This is a genomic window from Mycolicibacterium sp. XJ662 (genome assembly GCF_053484035.1).
This window is the reverse complement of record NZ_JBEFTL010000004.1, coordinates 213,622-232,380: the sequence shown is the minus strand read 5'-3', so window position 1 is coordinate 232,380 and position 18,759 is coordinate 213,622. Positions and strand designations below refer to the sequence as shown.

18 protein-coding genes are annotated in these 18,759 nt (G+C 65.7%); 12 read left to right on the top strand and 6 right to left on the bottom strand.

Translation table 11 applies throughout. From position 1 onward, the window contains the following. Positions 1-50 precede the first annotated feature (50 nt). Complete coding sequence (locus ABQE93_RS14590; RefSeq protein ID WP_448408367.1) at positions 51-470, top strand: nuclear transport factor 2 family protein; 420 nt, start codon at positions 51-53, stop codon at positions 468-470. A 136-nt stretch (positions 471-606) separates the two neighbouring features. On the opposite strand, the gene ABQE93_RS14585 is transcribed toward ABQE93_RS14590, so the two are convergent. Both ABQE93_RS14585 and ABQE93_RS14580 read right to left on the bottom strand, forming a co-directional pair. Then, on the bottom strand, positions 607-1,209 hold the full coding sequence (locus tag ABQE93_RS14585) for a TetR/AcrR family transcriptional regulator (RefSeq protein ID WP_448408704.1): 603 nt from the start codon (positions 1,207-1,209) through the stop codon (positions 607-609). 38 nt (positions 1,210-1,247) lie between these two features. Continuing rightward, positions 1,248-1,658: a hypothetical protein gene (locus ABQE93_RS14580; protein ID WP_448408369.1), complete on the bottom strand. Its 411-nt coding sequence runs from the start codon at positions 1,656-1,658 to the stop codon at positions 1,248-1,250. 172 nt (positions 1,659-1,830) lie between these two features. Here ABQE93_RS14580 and ABQE93_RS14575 point away from each other — a divergent pair, with 172 nt between their 5' ends. The 5 genes from ABQE93_RS14575 to ABQE93_RS14555 all read left to right on the top strand — a co-directional run bounded on the left by ABQE93_RS14575 (position 1,831) and on the right by ABQE93_RS14555 (position 6,275). Further along, positions 1,831-3,204 (top strand): aromatic ring-hydroxylating oxygenase subunit alpha, encoded by a 1,374-nt coding sequence (locus tag ABQE93_RS14575; RefSeq protein ID WP_448408370.1) that lies wholly within the window; start codon positions 1,831-1,833, stop codon positions 3,202-3,204. Next, positions 3,201-3,665: a hypothetical protein gene (locus ABQE93_RS14570; RefSeq protein WP_448408372.1), complete on the top strand. Its 465-nt coding sequence runs from the start codon at positions 3,201-3,203 to the stop codon at positions 3,663-3,665. The genes ABQE93_RS14575 and ABQE93_RS14570 overlap by 4 nt, the downstream gene beginning before the upstream one ends. Before the next feature lie 71 nt (positions 3,666-3,736). Continuing rightward, entirely contained in the window at positions 3,737-4,924 is a 1,188-nt protein-coding gene (locus tag ABQE93_RS14565) for a cytochrome P450 (RefSeq protein ID WP_448408705.1), read from the top strand. A gap of 11 nt (positions 4,925-4,935) precedes the next feature. Next, positions 4,936-5,691, top strand: a complete 756-nt coding sequence (locus ABQE93_RS14560; protein ID WP_448408373.1) for an SDR family NAD(P)-dependent oxidoreductase — start codon at positions 4,936-4,938, stop codon at positions 5,689-5,691. Beyond that, positions 5,688-6,275 (top strand): carboxymuconolactone decarboxylase family protein, encoded by a 588-nt coding sequence (locus ABQE93_RS14555; protein WP_448408375.1) that lies wholly within the window; start codon positions 5,688-5,690, stop codon positions 6,273-6,275. The genes ABQE93_RS14560 and ABQE93_RS14555 overlap by 4 nt, the downstream gene beginning before the upstream one ends. 21 nt (positions 6,276-6,296) lie before the next feature. Here the strand turns inward: ABQE93_RS14555 and rlmN are convergent, their stop codons facing one another. Continuing rightward, the gene (gene rlmN, locus ABQE93_RS14550; protein ID WP_448408377.1) at positions 6,297-7,394 is read right to left on the bottom strand and encodes a dual-specificity RNA methyltransferase RlmN; all 1,098 of its coding nucleotides are present in this window, start codon (positions 7,392-7,394) and stop codon (positions 6,297-6,299) included. A gap of 71 nt (positions 7,395-7,465) precedes the next feature. After that, positions 7,466-7,954, bottom strand: a complete 489-nt coding sequence (locus ABQE93_RS14545) for a MarR family winged helix-turn-helix transcriptional regulator (RefSeq protein ID WP_448408379.1) — start codon at positions 7,952-7,954, stop codon at positions 7,466-7,468. Between the two features lie 69 nt (positions 7,955-8,023). Here ABQE93_RS14545 and ABQE93_RS14540 point away from each other — a divergent pair, with 69 nt between their 5' ends. The 6 genes from ABQE93_RS14540 to ABQE93_RS14515 all read left to right on the top strand — a co-directional run bounded on the left by ABQE93_RS14540 (position 8,024) and on the right by ABQE93_RS14515 (position 17,259). After that, complete coding sequence (locus ABQE93_RS14540; RefSeq protein WP_448408380.1) at positions 8,024-9,082, top strand: glucose 1-dehydrogenase; 1,059 nt, start codon at positions 8,024-8,026, stop codon at positions 9,080-9,082. Positions 9,083-9,085: 3 nt separating this feature from the next. Continuing rightward, positions 9,086-10,894 (top strand): glycoside hydrolase family 15 protein, encoded by a 1,809-nt coding sequence (locus tag ABQE93_RS14535; RefSeq protein WP_448408382.1) that lies wholly within the window; start codon positions 9,086-9,088, stop codon positions 10,892-10,894. A gap of 170 nt (positions 10,895-11,064) precedes the next feature. Then, positions 11,065-12,861 carry a thiamine pyrophosphate-requiring protein gene (locus ABQE93_RS14530; RefSeq protein ID WP_448408384.1) on the top strand — a complete coding sequence of 599 codons (1,797 nt, stop codon included), beginning with the start codon at positions 11,065-11,067 and terminating at the stop codon, positions 12,859-12,861. After that, positions 12,858-13,988: an enolase C-terminal domain-like protein gene (locus ABQE93_RS14525; RefSeq protein ID WP_448408386.1), complete on the top strand. Its 1,131-nt coding sequence runs from the start codon at positions 12,858-12,860 to the stop codon at positions 13,986-13,988. The genes ABQE93_RS14530 and ABQE93_RS14525 overlap by 4 nt, the downstream gene beginning before the upstream one ends. Before the next feature lie 17 nt (positions 13,989-14,005). Continuing rightward, on the top strand, positions 14,006-16,903 hold the full coding sequence (locus tag ABQE93_RS14520; RefSeq protein ID WP_448408387.1) for an FAD-binding and (Fe-S)-binding domain-containing protein: 2,898 nt from the start codon (positions 14,006-14,008) through the stop codon (positions 16,901-16,903). Beyond that, positions 16,900-17,259: an ANTAR domain-containing response regulator gene (locus tag ABQE93_RS14515; protein ID WP_448408389.1), complete on the top strand. Its 360-nt coding sequence runs from the start codon at positions 16,900-16,902 to the stop codon at positions 17,257-17,259. The genes ABQE93_RS14520 and ABQE93_RS14515 overlap by 4 nt, the downstream gene beginning before the upstream one ends. A gap of 25 nt (positions 17,260-17,284) precedes the next feature. On the opposite strand, the gene ABQE93_RS14510 is transcribed toward ABQE93_RS14515, so the two are convergent. Both ABQE93_RS14510 and frr read right to left on the bottom strand, forming a co-directional pair. Beyond that, entirely contained in the window at positions 17,285-18,169 is an 885-nt protein-coding gene (locus ABQE93_RS14510; RefSeq protein ID WP_448408390.1) for a phosphatidate cytidylyltransferase, read from the bottom strand. Beyond that, on the bottom strand, positions 18,169-18,726 hold the full coding sequence (gene frr / locus ABQE93_RS14505) for a ribosome recycling factor (RefSeq protein WP_448408391.1): 558 nt from the start codon (positions 18,724-18,726) through the stop codon (positions 18,169-18,171). The genes ABQE93_RS14510 and frr overlap by 1 nt, the downstream gene beginning before the upstream one ends. Between the last annotated feature and the right edge of the window lie 33 nt (positions 18,727-18,759).

The window sequence follows — 18,759 nt, the reverse complement described above, 5'->3', positions numbered from 1 at the left end:
GAGGAATCCGCCATTTCGTCGATCTCCCCGACGGGCTGAGGGCTCTGCGCATGGCTAGTGACAGGGTCCGCGACGAGCTCGAGATAGCCCGGCTGTTGCACCGCTACGCCCGCGCCGTGGACAGCAAGGACTGGGAGCTGTACCGGTCGGTGTTCACCGAGGACGCCCACATCGACTACTCATCTGCCGGCGCGGTCGTCGGCACCCGCGACGAGGTTGTCGACTGGTTCGCCGCGAACTTCGGGGTGCTGCCGTGGAGCATGCACTACATCACCAACATCGAAAGCGAGATCGACGGCGACACCGCGACGGTGCGGGCGATGTTCTACAACCCCATGCAACTACCCGGCATGGACGAGGTGAGCAGCTGCGGCGGCTATTACCACCATGAGCTCGTGCGCACACCGGACGGGTGGCGCAGCCGCCGGCTGCGCGAGGAGAACGTCTGGTTCGTCAACGCACCGGGCTGAGTAGACGCCCAGGGATCGAGACTGCGCACAGATCGCGATCTCGCGCCGAAACGCGATCTCACCGCAGTCTCGACGAGAAGAGCTCAGCGTCGCGATTTCACGAAAGGGTCGTGACCCCACTGCAGTCCCATCGACCTCAAGCGCTGGCCGGAACGAGGCTCGACACGATCAGCTGCAGATAGGGGCGGTAGAGGTCGGCGCCATCGAGGTGACTGCCGAGTGTGACGCCGTCGTTGACCGCGAGGATCAGCCGGGCCAACGCATCGGCGGGCATCGTGAGGGTCGCGCCCAACCGTGCGACGTCCTTGCTGATGAACTCGGCGAGCGATCGGATCGTCTCGCGCCGTTGCTTTTCGAGTCGTTCGCGCGCTTGCGCGTTGCGTAACAGGTACAGCGTGAGTTCGTAGTTGAGGGCTGCCCGGTTCGGGTCACTGCCCACATCGCGCCACCGCTCGGCGAGTTCGTCGACGCTTAGTTCGTCGAGCCGACCGAACGACTGGATGATGTCGCTGAAGCCGTCGAGGAAGCGCTGCCGCTGACGGTCGACGACCGCGAGGAACAACTCTTCCTTCGCGCCGAAGTGCGAATAGATCGCCCCGCGCGTGTAGCCAGCTATCTCGGCGATGTCTTCCAATGCCGCACCGGTCAGGCCTTTGCGCGCGAACACCTCTTCGGCGGCGTCGAGCAGCAGGTTACGGGTGTGCTCGAGGCGTCGCTCCCTGGTCCACCGCTCCGGCATGCGCCGATCCTCCCACAGCGCCGCCGCCACACGAGTCGTCACGGCACCAGAGCTGCGAGAGAGGTGTGCACGAATCTTCCTGTCAGCAACGTGTTTGAGGGCGCACCCAGCTTGAACGTTTCGACTTCTGCAGTGCTCACCGGTAAACCGGCCAGCAGCAACGCCCGGGCTTTGAACGCGCGCGCGGCGACGCTGACGCGATGGCGCACAACGTCGGGCTGAAGACAGGCGACGTCTCCCGGCGGCGGGCCGTGCAAAGCAGGCACATCGGTCGGAGCGGCCGAGTCGCGGGCCGTCACCCCAAGCACTGACAGAGATCGGTCGTGGTCACGATCCGGAACCCACACCGTCACCGTCCAACCGGCCAGTGCACGGTCGCAGAGCCAGCCGCCCGCGACGCTGATCAACTCCGGGACTCTGGCCGCACTGAGCTCGAGTTGGCATTCCATCGCGATCCCTTCGTCACGGTCACACGCGGGCAGCTGTGACTCAAACCACTTTAATACATCATTGTATATTTCATACACTGATGTATATGGTGATGGCCATCACACAGTTCGGGTGGGTGACCAGGCGCACCCACAGCTCGGTAACGCCCGGATATGGACCAGGAGGTTCGATATGACTCAGATTGCGCGCCCCGGTGAGTGGCTGAATCCCGACTCAGGAATTGGCCTCGGCCTGAACGAGGTCACGCCGGGCACGTTCAATATGCGGATCCCGACCGACCGGTACACCTCCCCCGAATACGCCGCCCGCGAGCGCGAACGCATCTGGGCGCGGGTGTGGCAGGTCGCCGGGCGCGTCGACGACCTGCCCAAGGTCGGTGACTGGAAGCGCTACCAGATAGTCGACCAGTCGTACGTCATCGTCCGCGGCAAAGACGAGAAGCTACGCGGCTTCGTCAACGCATGCCGGCACCGCGGAAACATGCTGTGCATGACAAACACCGGTAATGCCAAGCGGGGCTTTCTATGTCAGTACCACCTGTGGGCCTACGACCTCGAAGGCAAACTGCGCGGTGTGCTGAGGGAGGAGGTCGCCGGGCAGGTCGACAAGAGCGACAACTCCCTGTTACCGGTGTCCGTCGACACCTTCGGCGGGTTCATTTTCCTCAACCCGGACCCCAATGCTCAACCACTACGGCAGTACCTGGGCGACGAGGTGATCGAACTGCTCGAGCCCTACCACCTCGATCAGATGACCACCGTGATGGACGTCCGCGAGGCCCTCGACTGCAACTGGAAAGTTGTGATGGACGCTTTCGAAGAGGGCTACCACATCAACGGAATTCACCCGCAGTTGCTCGCCGTTCTCAACATCGACCCGGCAACCACCCGCTACCGGTTCTTCGAGAACCACAGCGTCGCCGTTGCCCCTTTCGAGGTGCAGGGCGCGGGCGCACAGAAACAGGTCGACGGCATCATGGCACTGCCCGAGACATTTCCCGGCACCGCCGCGGTGATCCCCCGCTTCCAGGAGCTCGTCGCGCCATACCAAGGCGCGGACGGCGAGGTGGAGTTCCCCGAGGGCGTGACTGCACGCGCGCTGCTGCAGCAGGCCACCCGCGACACCCTGACCGGCATGGGCCTCGACGTCACCGGGCTCACCGACGACCAGATGAGCGACAACCAGGGTTGGGTGCTGTTCCCGAACTTCTTCATGACGGTCCGGGCCGGCGAATGCCACATCATCGCGGCGGTGCCGCACCCCGACGGTGACCCGAACCGCTGCATCTGGCACGTCAGCAGCTACATGTTCCTGCCCGCCGAGCACCGAGATGCCTTCCGCGCGGAGCTGATCGAGGTCGATGAACCCGGCAGCTACAAGTATTTCGAAGCGCTGCACCAGGACTACGTCCAGATGCCGCGTCAGCAGAAGGGGCTGCGCAATAAGCGGCTCGATCACCTGTCGTTGGTGAAGGAGGAAGTCGTCATCGGCCACTTCCACTCCGTCGTCGACCGGTACATGGCGGCGACCGAGGTGACGGCATGACGACCCTCAATGACGTCCTCGCGACCGCGACCGGCCGATCGCGGGCCGTGCTCGAGTACAGCCAGACCACCAAGCGTCTCGTCGAGGCCGCCAAGGCTCCCGATTTCACTGCTGCCAACTGGGCACCGCTGGCCGAATTGATCGACGTCGACAACTTCGTCCGGCTCGGACCATTCAAAGAAGTGATGGACTGGGCCTCCTACACGGAGTTCCTGACCAACTGGGCGAAGTCCGCGGAGTGGGACTGCACATTCCAGCGTCTCACCGAGACACCGGACGTGGTGTTCCTCGAGCTCGAAGAACACAGCCGCGTAGGCGATTTCAACAGCGTGGTCAACACCGTTTCGGTGTTTGAGTTCAACACCGACGACAGGATTCGCCGCATCGCCGTCTACCTGCAGATGGAACTGCCCGCCGCCGGCTCGGTGCCGAGTTTCGATGGTGCCGAGGGCACGCCGTGACAGATCTCGATACCAGAGACTTCTTCACCGATAACGACTTGCTGCACGACCCGTACGCCTATTTGGCCGCGATGCGTGACGAGTGTCCGTTGCGCCGGGAGAAGCACCACGACGTGGTGATGGTCACCGGATATGACGAGGGCGTGGCGATCTATAACGACACGGAGAGGTTCTCGTCGTGTATCTCGGTCACCGGCCCCTTCCCGGGTTTCCCGGTGCCGCTGGAAGGCGACGACATCTCCGAGCTCATCGCGCGCCACCGCGACGAAGTGCCGTTCAGCGATCAGTTGCCGACGTTCGATCCGCCGGTGCACACCGCGCACCGGGCACTGCTGTCGCGAATGCTCACTCCGAAGCGGCTCAAGGAGAATGAGGACTTCATGTGGGAGCTGGCCGACCGCCAGCTCGACCAGGCGCTCACGGGCGGCCGCTGTGAGTTCATCGCGGATTTCGCCTCCCCTTTCGCGATGCTGGTGATCGCCGACCTGCTCGGGGTTCCCGAGTCGGATCAGAGTGGATTTCGCGACGCGTTGCTGACCGAAGCAGGGACCATCGGCAGCAGCGAAGGCGAGCAGATGCACCACTCTCCGCTCGAATACCTGTACAGCAAGTTCAGCGAGTACATCGAGGATCGCCGCCGCGAGCCCCGTGCCGACGTGCTCAACGGCATCGCTAGTGCGACGTTCCCGGACGGCAGCACACCGGAGGTCATCGACGCGGTCCGAGTTGCGGCAAACCTTTTCGCCGCGGGGCAGGAGACCACAGTGCGCCTGCTCAGCGCCGCGGTGATGTTGATCGCCGAAGATGCCGCGCTGCAAGCCCAATTGCGCGCCAACCGCGACCTCATCCCCAACTTCATCGAAGAGACGCTGCGCTACGAAAGTCCGGTCCGCGGTGACTTCCGGCTTTCCAAGTGCCCGGTCACCGTCGGAGGGGTGGACCTGGCAGCCGGAACCACCGTCATGCTGGTCAACGCGGCACTCAACCGCGACCCGCGCCGGTTCCCCGAACCCGACACTTTCGACATCGGCCGCCCCAATGCGCGCAACCACGTCGCGTTCGGTCGTGGCCCCCACGCCTGCCCGGGAGCGCCCCTGGCGCGAGCCGAAGGCCGCATCACTTTGGAGCGACTCTTCGACCGCACCACCGAAATCAGGATCGACGAAGGAAGACACGGCCCAGCCGACAACCGTCGCTATTCCTACCTCCCGACCTTCATCCTGCGCGGCCTGACCCGCCTGCACATCGAGTACTCCTAGGAATCACCACGATGCCCTTCGAAAACACCACGGCCATCGTCACGGGCGGCGCCGCCGGGCTGGGGCTGGCCATCACCGAGGCACTCACGGCCCGGGGTACCAACGTCGCGATCTTCGACATCGCCGCCGAGCAGATCGAAGCACAGGTCCACCGACTGCAGGGCGAAGGCGCGAAGGTCGCGGGCTACGTCGTGGACGTGTCCAACCGGAGTGCGGTCGAAGCCGCCGTCGCGCAGGTGCGGGCGGACCTGGGTCCGGTGCTCATTTTGATCAACAACGCCGGCATCGAGCAGTTCGGCAAGTTCGACGAGATCACCGACGAGCAGTGGGACCACGTAATGGCGGTCAACCTGCGGGGGCCGTTCATCTGCACACAGGTGGTGCTTCCCGACATGGTTCAAGCGCAGTGGGGCCGCATCGTCAACATCTCGTCGTCGAGCGCTCAAGGCGGACAGTCGCGGATGGCCGCCTACGTCAGTTCCAAGGCGGGTGTCATCGGGTTCACCAAGAGCCTGGCGTTGGAACTCGGGCCGAAAGGCATCACGGTCAATACGATTCCGCCCGGCATGGTGGTCACCCCGATGCTGGAGAAGGCCATTGAAGAAGGACGGTTCACCGCCAGCCTCGAGCATTTCGCGAAGATCACACCGGTGCGCCGAGCGGGTCGGCCCGAGGATATCGCCAACGCGGCGATCTTTCTGTGTCAGGACGAATCGGACTACATCACCGGTCAAGTCATCCCCGTCAACGGAGGGCGCCGGACATGACCCTCGCGCCGCTGAGCGCCGACGAATGGGGCGACGACGAGTACGCCGCGTTCGGGGCGCTGCTGGGTCTGCCGGGAGACAAGGTGCCACGCGCCGGATCCGGTCACGCCGCCGACCCGCTCAACTTCGACATCATCGGGCTGCTCGCTCGGCACCCGAAAATGGCCCGCCGCTTCCTGGCCTTCAACGGGTGGCTGTTGCAGCGCGGCGAATTGCCCCTGCGGTTACGGGAACTGGCGATTCTTCGAGTCGCCCAGACCCGCCGTTCCGCGTTCTTCTGGGCCGAGCACACCAAGGTCGCCACCGAAGGTGGAATGCTCTCCGACGATATCGACCGCCTGGCCCAAGGTAACGACGGCTTCGCCGGTGTCGACCGGTTGGTGCTCGACGCCACCGACGAGCTGCTCGCCCGAGGCCGCGCCGACGCGGCGACGTGGCAACGTCTCGTCCACCAGCTCGGCACGCACCAGGCGATGGAACTCATCTTCATCGTCGGCACCTACGCGATGCTGGCGATGGCCTTTCACACGTGGGAATTGAAGCCGCCAGCCGGCAGCCCGGCATTGCCCGAACCGCCACCGTAACGAGCGGGCAACAGCCAGCGTTCAGCCCTGCGCCGCCAACTGCCCACACGCGGCGGCGATCTCGCGGCCGCGGGTGTCGCGCACGGTGCAGGACACCCCCCGCGCACGCACCCGCCTGACGAACTCCCGCTCGACAGGCTTGGGACTGGCGTCCCATTCGCTACCCGGCGTCGGGTTCAGCGGAATGACGTTCACATGCACCAGCGGACCGAGCGCGCCATGCAACCGCTCACCCAAAAGGTCGGCGCGCCAAGGCTGGTCGTTCACATCGCGGATCAGCGCATACTCGATCGACACCCGACGACCCGTCACATCGGCGTAATACCGTGCCGCGTCAAGAGCTTCAGACACCTTCCAGCGGTTGTTCACCGGCACCAGCGTGTCGCGCAACTCGTCGTCGGGCGCATGCAACGACAACGCCAGCGTCACGTTGAGCCGTTCATCGGCGAGCTTGCGGATCGCGGGCGCCAGCCCGACGGTGGACACGGTGACCGACCGCGCCGAGATTCCGAAGCCGTTCGGAGCCGGTGCGATGATCCGCCGCACCGCGGACAGCACCCGGTTGTAGTTGGCCAGCGGCTCCCCCATGCCCATGAACACGATGTTTGACAGCCGACCCCCATCGCGGTCGCGCAACTCGGCCGCCGCGGCGCGCACCTGCTCGAGGATCTCGGCCGTCGACAGGTTGCGTTTCAGCCCGCCCTGCCCCGTCGCGCAGAACGGACACGCCATACCGCACCCCGCCTGCGACGAGATGCACACGGTGTTGCGGTCGGGGTAGCGCATCAGCACCGACTCGAACGTCGTGCCGTCGACCGCGCGCCACAGCATTTTGCGCGTCTCCCCCGCGTCGGTCTCGATCTCACGCACCGTGGTCAGGAGCGTCGGAAACAGCGCGTCGGCGACCTGCTCACGCATCGCGGCGGGCAGATCGGTCATCTGGCGGGGGTCGGCGACCAGCCTGCCGTAGTACTGGTTGGCCACCTGTTTGGCCCGAAACGCGGGCAATCCGAGTTCACCGACGGCCGAGGCGCGGCCCGCCTCGTCGAGGTCGGCGAAATGCCGCGGCGGCATGGCGCGGCGCGGCGGATCGAACACGAGCGGCAAAGAAGTAGACATGGGCTCTCGCCAGTATCCCACCTCCGCGCCGCGACGCCGCCGACGCGCCGTCCCGCGCACCGGCGGGCGGCTCAGATGAGTGCGTGCCGGTGCTCCTCGCGCGGCTCCCCGGCGAGGGTCGCGAAAGCGTCCAGGCCCGCCGTCAACGCATCGCGCTGCTCCGGGGTCATCTGCCGCAAAACCCGCCGAATCGCGAGTCGACGATGATGGATGACCCGATCGATCAACGCCTGACCAGCCGAGGTCAGCGTCAAAGCGATGTTGCGCCGGTCGGCCGGATCGTCTCGGCGGTCAACCATCCCGATCTTGAGCAGCCGATCGCAGATCCTGCTCGCGTTCGATGCGCTGACCTGGAGGCCGGCCGCCACTGCGGCGAGGTTCATGGCGCCGCGCGTCGCGATCATCATCATCACCCGCAGCTGTGGCACGGTCACCACCTCGTCGACGGTGGACACGGAAGCCGCGGTAATGCCGACGAGTGCGCGGGAGGCCCTCATCACCGATTCCACCTGATCGTTCGTCACGTTGCCGCGACCCGTCACCTTCGCCTCGCTTTCCACCGGAAATTATTTATCAAACCGCAATGATTATCGGTTTGCAAACACCGTGTACCGGCAAGTCCTACCGGCATGCAGGCATTGACGGTGCAACCGGGCAAGACAGACACCCTCGCTGTCGATGAGCTCGACGATCCGGATCCCGGTCCCGGCGAACTCCTGGTGGACGGTCTGGCGCTCGGTGTGTGCGGTACCGACAGGGAGATCGCCAGCGGACAGTACGGCTGGGCGCCGCCCGGCCGACAGTCGCTGGTGATCGGGCACGAGTCTTTGGGCCGGGTGGCCGCCGCGCCGCCCGGTACTGCATTCTCCACCGGTGACCTGGTGGTCGGCGTGGTGCGCCGGCCCGACCCAGTGCCATGCCGGGCCTGCGCCCACGGCGAGTTCGACATGTGCCGCAACGGTCGCTACACCGAGCGCGGCATCAAGGAGATCGACGGCTACGGCAGCCAAAGATGGTGCGTCGAAACCGATTACGCGGTGGCCATCGACAAGGGCCTTCGGGATGTCGGGGTGCTCATGGAGCCGACCACGGTGGTGGCCAAGGCCTGGGAACAGGTCCGACGCATCGGCCAACGGGGATACTTCGAACCCGAACGGGCGCTGATCACCGGCGCCGGACCGATCGGCTTGCTGGCCGCGTTGCTGTCGGTGCAGCAAGGCCTCGACACCCACATCCTCGACCGCGTCACCGAAGGGCCCAAGCCGGGGATCGCCGCGGCGCTGGGCGCCACCTACCACCACGACGACATCGACGACGTTGCCTCGAAACTGCAGCCGGACGTGGTGATCGAGGCGACCGGGGCCGGATCGGTGGTCTTCGGCGCCATCGCGAACACATCGGCCTACGGCGTCGTCTGCCTGACGGGAGTCTCCCCGGCCGGGCGACGACTGAAAATCGACGCCGGCGCCATCAACCGTGAGCTGGTGCTGGAGAACGACGCGGTGGTCGGGTCGGTCAATGCCAACCTGCGCCACTACCGCCAGGCCGCCGAGGCGTTGGCCAAGGCCGATAAGGACTGGCTGGCCAGCCTGATCACCCGGCGAGTCCCGCTGCACCTGGCCGTCGACGCCTTCACCGCCCAGCCTCACGACGTCAAGGTAATCATCACCCTCGACGACGAAGGCTGAAACATGGCAGCGATCGAGGACTACGCCCTGATCGGCGACCTGCAAACCGCCGCTCTCGTAGGCCGTGATGGAGCCATCGACTGGTTGTGTCTGCCGCACTTCGATTCACCGGCCTGCTTTGCGGCGTTGCTCGGCGGAGCCGACGCGGGAGTGTGGCAGATGGCGCCCGCCGAAGGCCGCACGGCCACCGGACGGCGCTACCGCGACGACTCGCTGGTGCTTGAAACGGAGTGGGACACCGTGCACGGAAGCGTTCGGATCATCGACTTCATGCCCCCGCGCGGCGTTGCCGCCGATGTCGTTCGCATCGTCGAGGGTGTCAGCGGCACGGTCCCGATCGCGATGACGCTGCGGCTGCGCTTCGACTACGGCCACGTGGTCCCCTGGGTGCGCCGCTGCGACGGCGGCCTTTCGGCCATCGCCGGACCGGACTCGGTGTGGCTGCGCACACCGGTCGAAACGCGCGGACGCGACTTGACCACGTTCGCGGTGTTCACCGTCGCGGAGGGGCAGCGCATACCCTTCGTCCTCACCCACCAGCTTTCCCATCTGCCGCCACCTCAGCCGGTCGATGCCGAGCAAGCGCTGGCGAAAACCGAACGGTGGTGGAGCGACTGGACGGCACAGTGCCGCTACACCGGATCGTGGCAATCGGAGGTGCGCCGGGCACTGATGTTGCTCAAGGCGCTGACATTCGCTCCCACCGGCGGCATCCTGGCCGCTGCGACGACGTCGCTCCCAGAGCAACTTGGCGGCCCCCGCAACTGGGACTACCGCTACTGCTGGCTTCGCGACGCCACGTTCACCCTGCAAGCGCTTCTGGGCACCGGTTTCGTCGGCGAGGCGCGAGCATGGCGGGAATGGCTGGTGCGCGCGGTCGCGGGTGACCCGGCGGACCTGCAGATCATGTACGGCGCGGACGGGAGGCGGCGGCTACCCGAATTCGACCTTCCCTGGCTGGGCGGTTACGAAAATTCCACCCCGGTGCGGGTAGGCAACGCCGCGGCGGCCCAACTCCAGCTCGACGTGTGGGGCGAAGTGCTCGACGGGCTGCATCTGGCCAGAGATTGCGGCCTGCCAACCGACGACACCGCCTGGGACGTGCAGCGCGCACTTCTGGACTTCCTCGAGGGCAACTGGCGACGCTGTGACAGCAGCCTCTGGGAAATCCGAGGCCCTGCACGCCATTTCGTGCATTCCAAGGTCATGGCGTGGGCCGGGATAGACCGGGCGGTGCGGACGGTCGAGAACCACAACCTGCCGGGACCGCTCGACAGATGGCGCGCACTGCGCGACGAGATCCACGCTGACGTCTGCAGGCACGGGTACAACGCGCAGCGCGGTACGTTCACCCAGTCCTACGGTTCCGACCACCTCGACGCCGCGCTGTTGCTGCTGCCACGGGTCGGCTTCCTGCCTTACGACGATCCGCGCATCGTCGGCACCGTCGAGGCCGTGCAACGCGAGCTCAGCCGCGACGGGCTGCTGTTGCGATACCTGCCAGAAAAAAGCGACGACGGACTTCCCGGTGGAGAGGGCGCATTCCTGGCCTGCAGCTTCTGGCTTGTCGATGCGCTGTGCGGTATCGGGCGCCGCGCGCAAGCCACCGCACTCTTCGAACGACTGTTGGGGTTGCGCAACGACGTCGGACTGCTCAGCGAAGAGTACGAGCCGAAAAGTCAGCGACAACTGGGCAATACGCCGCAGGCCTTCAGCCTTGTCGGCTTGATCAACAGCGCGCGACAACTCAGCGGCCACCACACCTCCACGTCCGCGCACCGCCGTCGACAACATCTCCACGCAGCCAGGTAGGCGGGGGACGTCGACGCCTTCCGCTCGGTACAGCGCACCGGGTGTGCGCGACGCGGTGGCTCACGACGAATTCTCAGCTAGTTTACAGCTTGCAATCGTTGCTAGAGCGCAACTGAAAGCGTAGGACGGGGATAGGGCCCTGTTCACAGGTGATTCTGAGAGGACCAGCTATGTCCGACGAAACAGTCGCCGACTACCTACTCGGCCGATTACGTGCCTGGGGTGTCCGCCGGGTGTTCGCGTATCCGGGTGACGGAATCAACGCCATTCTGGCCGCCTGGGGTCGTGCCGAAGACGATCCGCAGTTCGTCCAATCTCGGCACGAAGAGATGAGCGCCTTTGAAGCGGTTGGCTATGCAAAGTTCGGCGGTGCGAAATTCGGTGTCTGCATGGCCACGTCCGGCCCCGGAGCGGTACATCTCCTCAACGGCCTCTACGATGCCAAACTCGACCACGTACCGGTGGTGGCCATCGTCGGGCAGACCAACCGCAGCGCCATGGGTGGCTCCTACCAACAGGAAATCGACCTTCTTTCCCTCTACAAGGACGTTGCCGCCGACTACGTACAGATGGTGACGGTGCCCGAACAGCTTCCCAATGTCCTCGACCGCGCCATCCGCACCGCGGTGGCCCGACAGGCCCCGACCGCTCTCATCATTCCGGCCGACGTGCAGGAACTCCCCTATCGCCCACCGCAGCACGCCTTCAAGATGGTGCCGTCCAGCCTCGGCGTGGACTGGCCGGCGGTGACCCCCGACGATGAGGCGATCGCGCGCGCCGCCGACATCCTCAATGCGGGAACCAAAGTCGCGATGCTGGTCGGCAATGGCGCCCGCGGAGCCGAAGCCGAACTGGCCGAGACCGCTGACCTCCTCGGCGCGGGAGCGGCCAAGGCGCTGCTGGGGAAGGACGTGCTGTCTGACGGGCTGCCCTGGGTGACGGGCTCGATCGGCCTACTGGGCACTCGGCCCAGCTATGAGCTGATGCGTGACTGTGACACGCTCCTCACGGTCGGATCGAGCTTTCCCTACACCCAATTCCTGCCCGATTTCGGACAGGCCCGCAGCGTCCAGATCGACATCGATCCGACGATGATCGGCATGCGCTACCCCTACGACGTGAACTTGGTCGCCGACGCGAAATCCGCGTTGCGAAGTCTTATTCCGCGGCTGCGGTACAAGTCTGACCGGTCGTGGCGGGACACGGTCGAATCGAATGTCGACCGCTGGTGGCAGACCATGGCCAGAGAGGCTGCGCTCAGTACCGATCGTGTCAACCCGCTACGGCTGTTTTCCGAACTCTCCTCGCAGTTACCCGGCGACGCGATCGTGACCGCCGATTCCGGCTCCGCTGCCAATTGGTATGCCCGACAACTGCGGTTCGGGCCGGGCGTACGTGGTTCGCTGTCCGGGACGCTGGCCACCATGGGCCCCGGCGTTCCCTACGCCATCGGCGCCAAGTTCGCACACCCCGACCGCCCGGTCATCGCATTCGTCGGTGACGGCGCCATGCAGATGAACGGGATGGCCGAACTCATCACGATCAAGCGTTATCACCAGCAGTGGTCAGACCGGCGCCTGATCGTCGCGGTGCTGCACAACAACGACCTCAACCAGGTGACCTGGGAGATGCGCGCGATGAACGGGTCGCCCAAATTCACTGCATCCCAGACCCTTCCAGACGTCGACTTCGCCGGGTTCGCCGCCAGCCTGGGGCTGCAGGCGCACACCGTGCGCGACCCCGAGCAGTTGGCAGACGCGTGGCGTTCAGCCCTCTCCGCCGACCGCCCGTCCGTGCTCGACGTGCACACCGATCCCAACATGCCGCCGATTCCGCAGCACGCCACCCTGGAACAAGCCAAGGCGACCGTCACGGCAGTGCTCAAGGGCGATGAGGACAGTCGGGGCTTCATCAAGGAAGGCCTCAAGACCAAGGCACAAGAGTTCATACCGCACGCACGCTCATGACGAGAACCAACGACGCCGTCCGCGCCGGCACCCGGACCGCAACCGTGGCTGCACTGCATGCTGGTGCGTACACCATCCCGACCGATGCGCCGGAGGCCGACGGAACGCTGGCCTGGAAAGACACCACGCTGGTAATCGCCTCTGCCGACTGCGGTGATATCACCGGAACTGGTTGGACGTACGGGGACCCGACCTCCGCCGACGTCATCACCCGGAACCTCGCCACACAGGTCGTCGGGCGAGATGCGCTCGACGTCGGAGCGGCGTTCGTCGCCATGACCAAAGGTGTGCGCAACATCGGCCGGGGCGGCATTGCCGGACAAGCGATCTCCGCCGTCGACACGGCACTGTGGGACCTCAAAGCCAAGGTGCTCGCGACGCCACTGCACCGACTCCTCGGCAGCGTTCGCGACGCCGTACGGGTCTACGGCAGTGGGGGTTTCACCACCTACGACGACCACCAGATGCGCGACCAGTTACTGGGTTGGGTGCAGGACCTCGGGGTGTCCGATGTGAAGATCAAGATCGGTCAGTCATGGGGATCGTGCAGCCGAAGAGATGTGTCGCGAATGCGCCACGCCCGCGCCGTGGTCGGCGACAAAGCCGCACTGATGGTCGACGCCAACGGCGCCTACACCGCCAAACAGGCGATACGGCTGATGTCTGAGGTGGACGATCTCGAGATCGCCTGGCTGGAAGAGCCGGTTTCATCCGATGATGCGCCGGGACTGCGCGCCGTTCGCGATGCGGTCGAACCCGATGTCGCGGCGGGTGAATACGGCTACCGCCTCGATGATTTCGTCCCGCTGTGTTCGGCGGTCGACTGCCTGCAGATCGATGCGACGCGCTGTGGCGGCATCACTGAATGGCAGCGGGTTGCCGCCTTGGCCGCCGCACACCACCTTGAGGTGTCCGCGCATTGCGCGCCGTGGCTGCACGCAGCGGTCGGTGCGGCCACGCCAAACCTGCGCCACCTCGAGTGGTTTCACGATCACGCCCGCATCGAGACGCGGTACTTCGAGGGGGCAAAGTTTCCGGTCGACGGTGTGATCCGGCCCGATCCGACCGCCCCCGGCCACGGTCTTGCCGTGCGCAGCCAAGATCTCGATCCCTATCGCGTCCGCTGACACCGGGAGTCCAGCCCATGAGCCCAACTTCACCACTGCTCTTCGACAAACTCGCGACGGAACTCGACCACCAAATCACAGGAGAGGTCCGGTTCGACCGGGGGTCGCGCGCCGCATATTCCACCGACGCGTCGAACTACCGCCAGGTGCCCATCGGCGTCGTCGTGCCATACACCACCGACGACGCGGTCGCGGCCATTGCGGTGTGCCGCGACCACGACGTACCGGTGCTCTCCCGCGGCGGCGGCACCAGCCTCGCCGGACAGTGCTGCAACGCCGCCGTGGTGCTCGACTGGAGCAAGTACTGCACACGCGTGCACGCTGTCGACACCGATAACGGCACGGCCGTCGTCGAACCGGGCATCAAACTCGACGACCTCAACGACCAACTCGCCGACGCCGGCTGGATGGTCGGCCCCAAACCCTCCACACATGTCAGCTGCACGATCGGCGGAATGATCGGCAACAACTCCTGCGGCTCCACCGCCCAGGCCTACGGCAAAATGGTCGATTCGGTTCGCGCCCTTGAAATCTTGACCTACGACGGTGTACACCGCTGGGTGCGCGAGACCGACGACTCCGAGGTCGACCGGATCATCGCCGCGGGCGGGCGCGTCGCAGAACTCTACGGCGGACTGCGCTCGATCATTTCCGAATACGCTGACGACATCAGGTCGTGCTACCCCCATATCCCACGTCGGGTATCGGGCTACAACCTCGACAGCCTGTTGCCCGAGAACGGCTTTCACCTCGCCAAGGCCCTGGTCGGAAGCGAGAGCACGCTGATCACCGTGACGCGCGCCGAGATCCGGCTCGTCCGCCGGCCCATCGCAAGCGCCCTGGTACTGCTTGGCTTCGACGACATCGCCGCCGCCGCGGATGCCGTGCCTGCCGTATTGGAACATGAGCCGGCCGCGCTGGAGGGTTTGGACCATCGGCTGGTCGAACTCGAACATTCGCGGCGGCTGGCCGAGCAGGCGTTACATCAACTTCCTCACGGCCGTGGATGGCTCATGATCCAGATGGACGGCGAGAACCAAGATCACGCCGACCACAGGGCCAAAGCCCTGATCGAAGCGCTGCAGAAGGTCACCGACTGCGACGCCACCGTCGTGGACGATCCGGTACGCAAAAAGCAGGTGTGGGCGGCCCGCGAAGCCGGTCTGGGGGCGACGGCGTATCCCCCGGTCGGACCCGAAACGCACGAAGGGTGGGAGGATGCCGCGGTGCCGCCGCAGCGGCTCGGTGATTACCTACGCGACTTTCGGGCCCTGCTGAACCGCTACGACTACGGAACATCGTCGCTCTACGGGCATTTCGGGCAAGGCTGCGTGCACACCAGGATCCCCTTCGACCTCAGAACCTCCGCCGGGATCGCCAAGTACCGCCGGTTTGCCTACGACGCCGCTCATCTCGTCGTCGACTACGGCGGGTCGTTGTCCGGTGAGCACGGTGACGGCCAGTCGCGCGGTGAACTGCTGCCGATAATGTTCGGGCAGCGCGTCGTCGACGCGTTCGACAAGACCAAGGCACTGTTCGATCCCGGCAACCACATGAACCCGGGGAAGATCGTCAACCCGTACCGCCTCGATGAGAACCTGCGGTTCGGCACCGGGTACCTGCCGATCGAGCCATCGACCGTCTTCAGCTACGCCGAAGACGGACACCGCTTTTCGCATGCCGCCGCGCGATGCGTCGGTGTCGGCAAGTGCCGTGGTGACGAGTCCGGCGTCATGTGCCCCAGTTATCGCGCCACCGGCGAGGAACACCACTCGACCCGCGGCCGTGCCCGCCTGCTGTTCGAGATGCTGCATGGCGACGTCATCACCGACGGCTGGGCCTCGACCGAGGTGCGCGACGCCCTCGACCTATGCCTGGCCTGTAAGGGCTGCCTGAGTGACTGTCCGGTCAACGTCGACATGGCAACGTACAAGGCGGAGTTCCTCTTTCACCACTACCACCACCGGCTGCGTCCGATGGCGCACTACTCGATGGGCTGGATCCCGCTGTGGGCCCGCCTCGCGGCGGTGGCCCCTCGCGCAGTCAACGCGATGACCCATATGCCGCGTCTGGACGCGGTGATCAAAGCTGCCGGAGGAATCGATGCTCACCGTGACGTACCGCGTTTCGCGGCAGAACGTTTCACGCGATGGTGGCGCACCCAGCCCCACCGGGAAGGTGAACGTGGACCGGTGCTGCTATGGCCGGACACGTTCACCAACAACTTCGATCCGGACATCGCCCGAGACGCCGTGGAACTGCTGCAGTCTGTCGGGTTCACCGTCGCCGTGCCCGAACGAGCGCTCTGTTGCGGTCTGACGTGGATCTCGACGGGCCAACTCGGCGTCGCGAAGAAGGTCCTGAGCAGGACGCTGCGAGCGCTGCGCCCGGCGCTGCGCACCGGTATCCCGGTGGTGGTCCTGGAATCAAGTTGCGCCGCGGTGTTCCGCTCCGATGCCGTCAACCTGCTGTACGGCAACGAGGACGCACACCGACTCGCCGCACAGACCTACACGATCGGCGAACTGCTGCGTCGACGGGCGCCCGACTGGCATCCCCCCCACACCGGCGGTCGCGCGGTCGTACAACCCCACTGTCACCAGCACGCGGTGCTGCACTACACCCATGAGAAGGAACTCCTCGACGACGCCGGCATCGGCGCACACGTCCTGGATGCCGGGTGTTGCGGCCTCGCAGGGAACTTCGGCTTCGAACGCGGCCATTACGACGTATCCGTTGCCTGTGCCGAGGACAAACTCCTACCCACGCTGCGCGGTGCGGATCGCGACACTTTGGTGATCGCGGACGGATTCAGCTGCCGAACACAGATCCGCGACCTGGCCGGCCACTGCACCCCGCGCCACACCGCTTCCGTCCTCGCCGACCTCAGCCGAACCCGAAAGGAGCAGCAATGACGCTCACCTTGGCCAGCCAAGGTCCAACGCACGGGAGGACAGCCGCCGCTCCCGCCCCCGCGACCGAGGCCGAGCGCCTGCGACTGGAAGTCGAGCAGCTGAGGGACAAGTTGGCCGGCCAACCCGTGATCGAACAGGCCAAGGGGATCCTGATGCTGGCTTTCGGCCTCACCGCCGAGAACGCGTTCGACGTCCTTCGGATGCTGTCGCAGGACAGCAATGTCCGGCTGCGCCAAGTCGCACGCTGCGTCGTCGACTCCTGGACGCGCTGCGGGCCCCGACCCGGCTTCGATGCCGCCGCCGGGTTCCTGAAGACCCTGCGCGAGGCGCTACGCGCAACCGTCGGCGAGCACTGAGCCCGGCCAGGCAAGCGGGGTGCGCTCAGGCCAGCAGCGTCAACACGATCCAGCCCGCCACGGCCGACGGCAGCATCGCGTCGATGCGGTCCATGATGCCCCCGTGGCCCGGCAGCAGCGTGCCCATGTCCTTGATGCCGAGGTCGCGTTTGACCTGCGACTCCACCAGATCGCCAAGCACACCGGTGATGACCAGCATCAGCCCCAGCGGCACCCCGACCCACGCGGGCTTGTCCATCAGCAACGTCACCGACACCACCGCGGCCGCGACCCCGAACAGCAGCGACCCGCCCAGCCCCTCCCAGGACTTCTTCGGGCTGATCGCCGGAGCCATCAGGTGCTTGCCGAACAACACCCCGGCCGCGTATCCGCCGATGTCGGCGAACACCACCGTCGCGATCACCGTGAACACCCGGCCCCCGCCGTGGTCCTGGAAAATCAGCACCGCGCTGAAGCTGGCGAACAACGGCACCCACGTCGCCAGCAGCACCGCGGCAGCGATATCGCGCAGGTAGTTCACCGGCTGCCGTCGCAGCCCGTGCCCGACGAGCCGCCACACCATGCAGACGACGATCGTCGCGCCGTAGGCCCCCAACACCCCCGCGGTGCCGAACGGCCAGCTCAACCAGATCATCGCCTGGCCGCCGAGCAGCAGCGGAACAGCCGGAAGGTCGTAGCCGCCCTCCCGGAGCCGGCTTATCACCTCGTAGGTGGCGATCGGGATGAAGACCGCCAGGATCGGCAGCCACCCGATCGGCCAGAACAGCAGCGTGCCGATCGCCATGGCGCCGAGCAGCACACCGACCCCGATGGCCGCAGGCAGGTTGCGACCCGCCCGCGACTTCTTCGCGGAGGGTTCGGTGGGGCCGGCGTCGGTGTCTGCCACGGGACTCGCGTGCTGTCGGGTCACTAGACCTCCAGCAACTCGCCCTCTTTGTGCTTGACCAGTTCGTCGACCTGGGCCGTGTACTGGTGGGTGGTCTTATCGAGGTCCTTTTCGGCCCGCGAGACCTCGTCCTCGCCGGCCTCGCCGTCCTTTTTGATGCGGTGCAGTTCCTCCATCGCCTTACGACGGATGTTGCGCACCGCCACCCGCGCTTCCTCGCCCTTGGCCTTGGCCTGCTTGACCAGGTCGCGACGGCGTTCCTCGGTGAGCTGCGGGATGGCGACGCGGATGACGTTGCCGTCGTTGGTGGGGTTCACGCCCAGGTCGGAGTTGCGGATCGCATCCTCGATGTTGCGCAGCTGGTTCGCCTCATACGGCTTGATCACCACCAACCGCGCCTCGGGCACGTTGATGCTCGACAGCTGCGTGATCGGCGTGGGCGCACCGTAATAGTCGACGTTGACGCGCGTGAACATGCCGGGGTTGGCCCGTCCGGTGCGGATCGACGCCAGGTCGTCGCGCGCCACCGCCACCGCTTTTTCCATCTTCTCTTCGGCGTCGAAGAGCGTTTCGTCGATCACGGTGCTTCTCCTGTTCCTGCGTCTCGAGGTGCA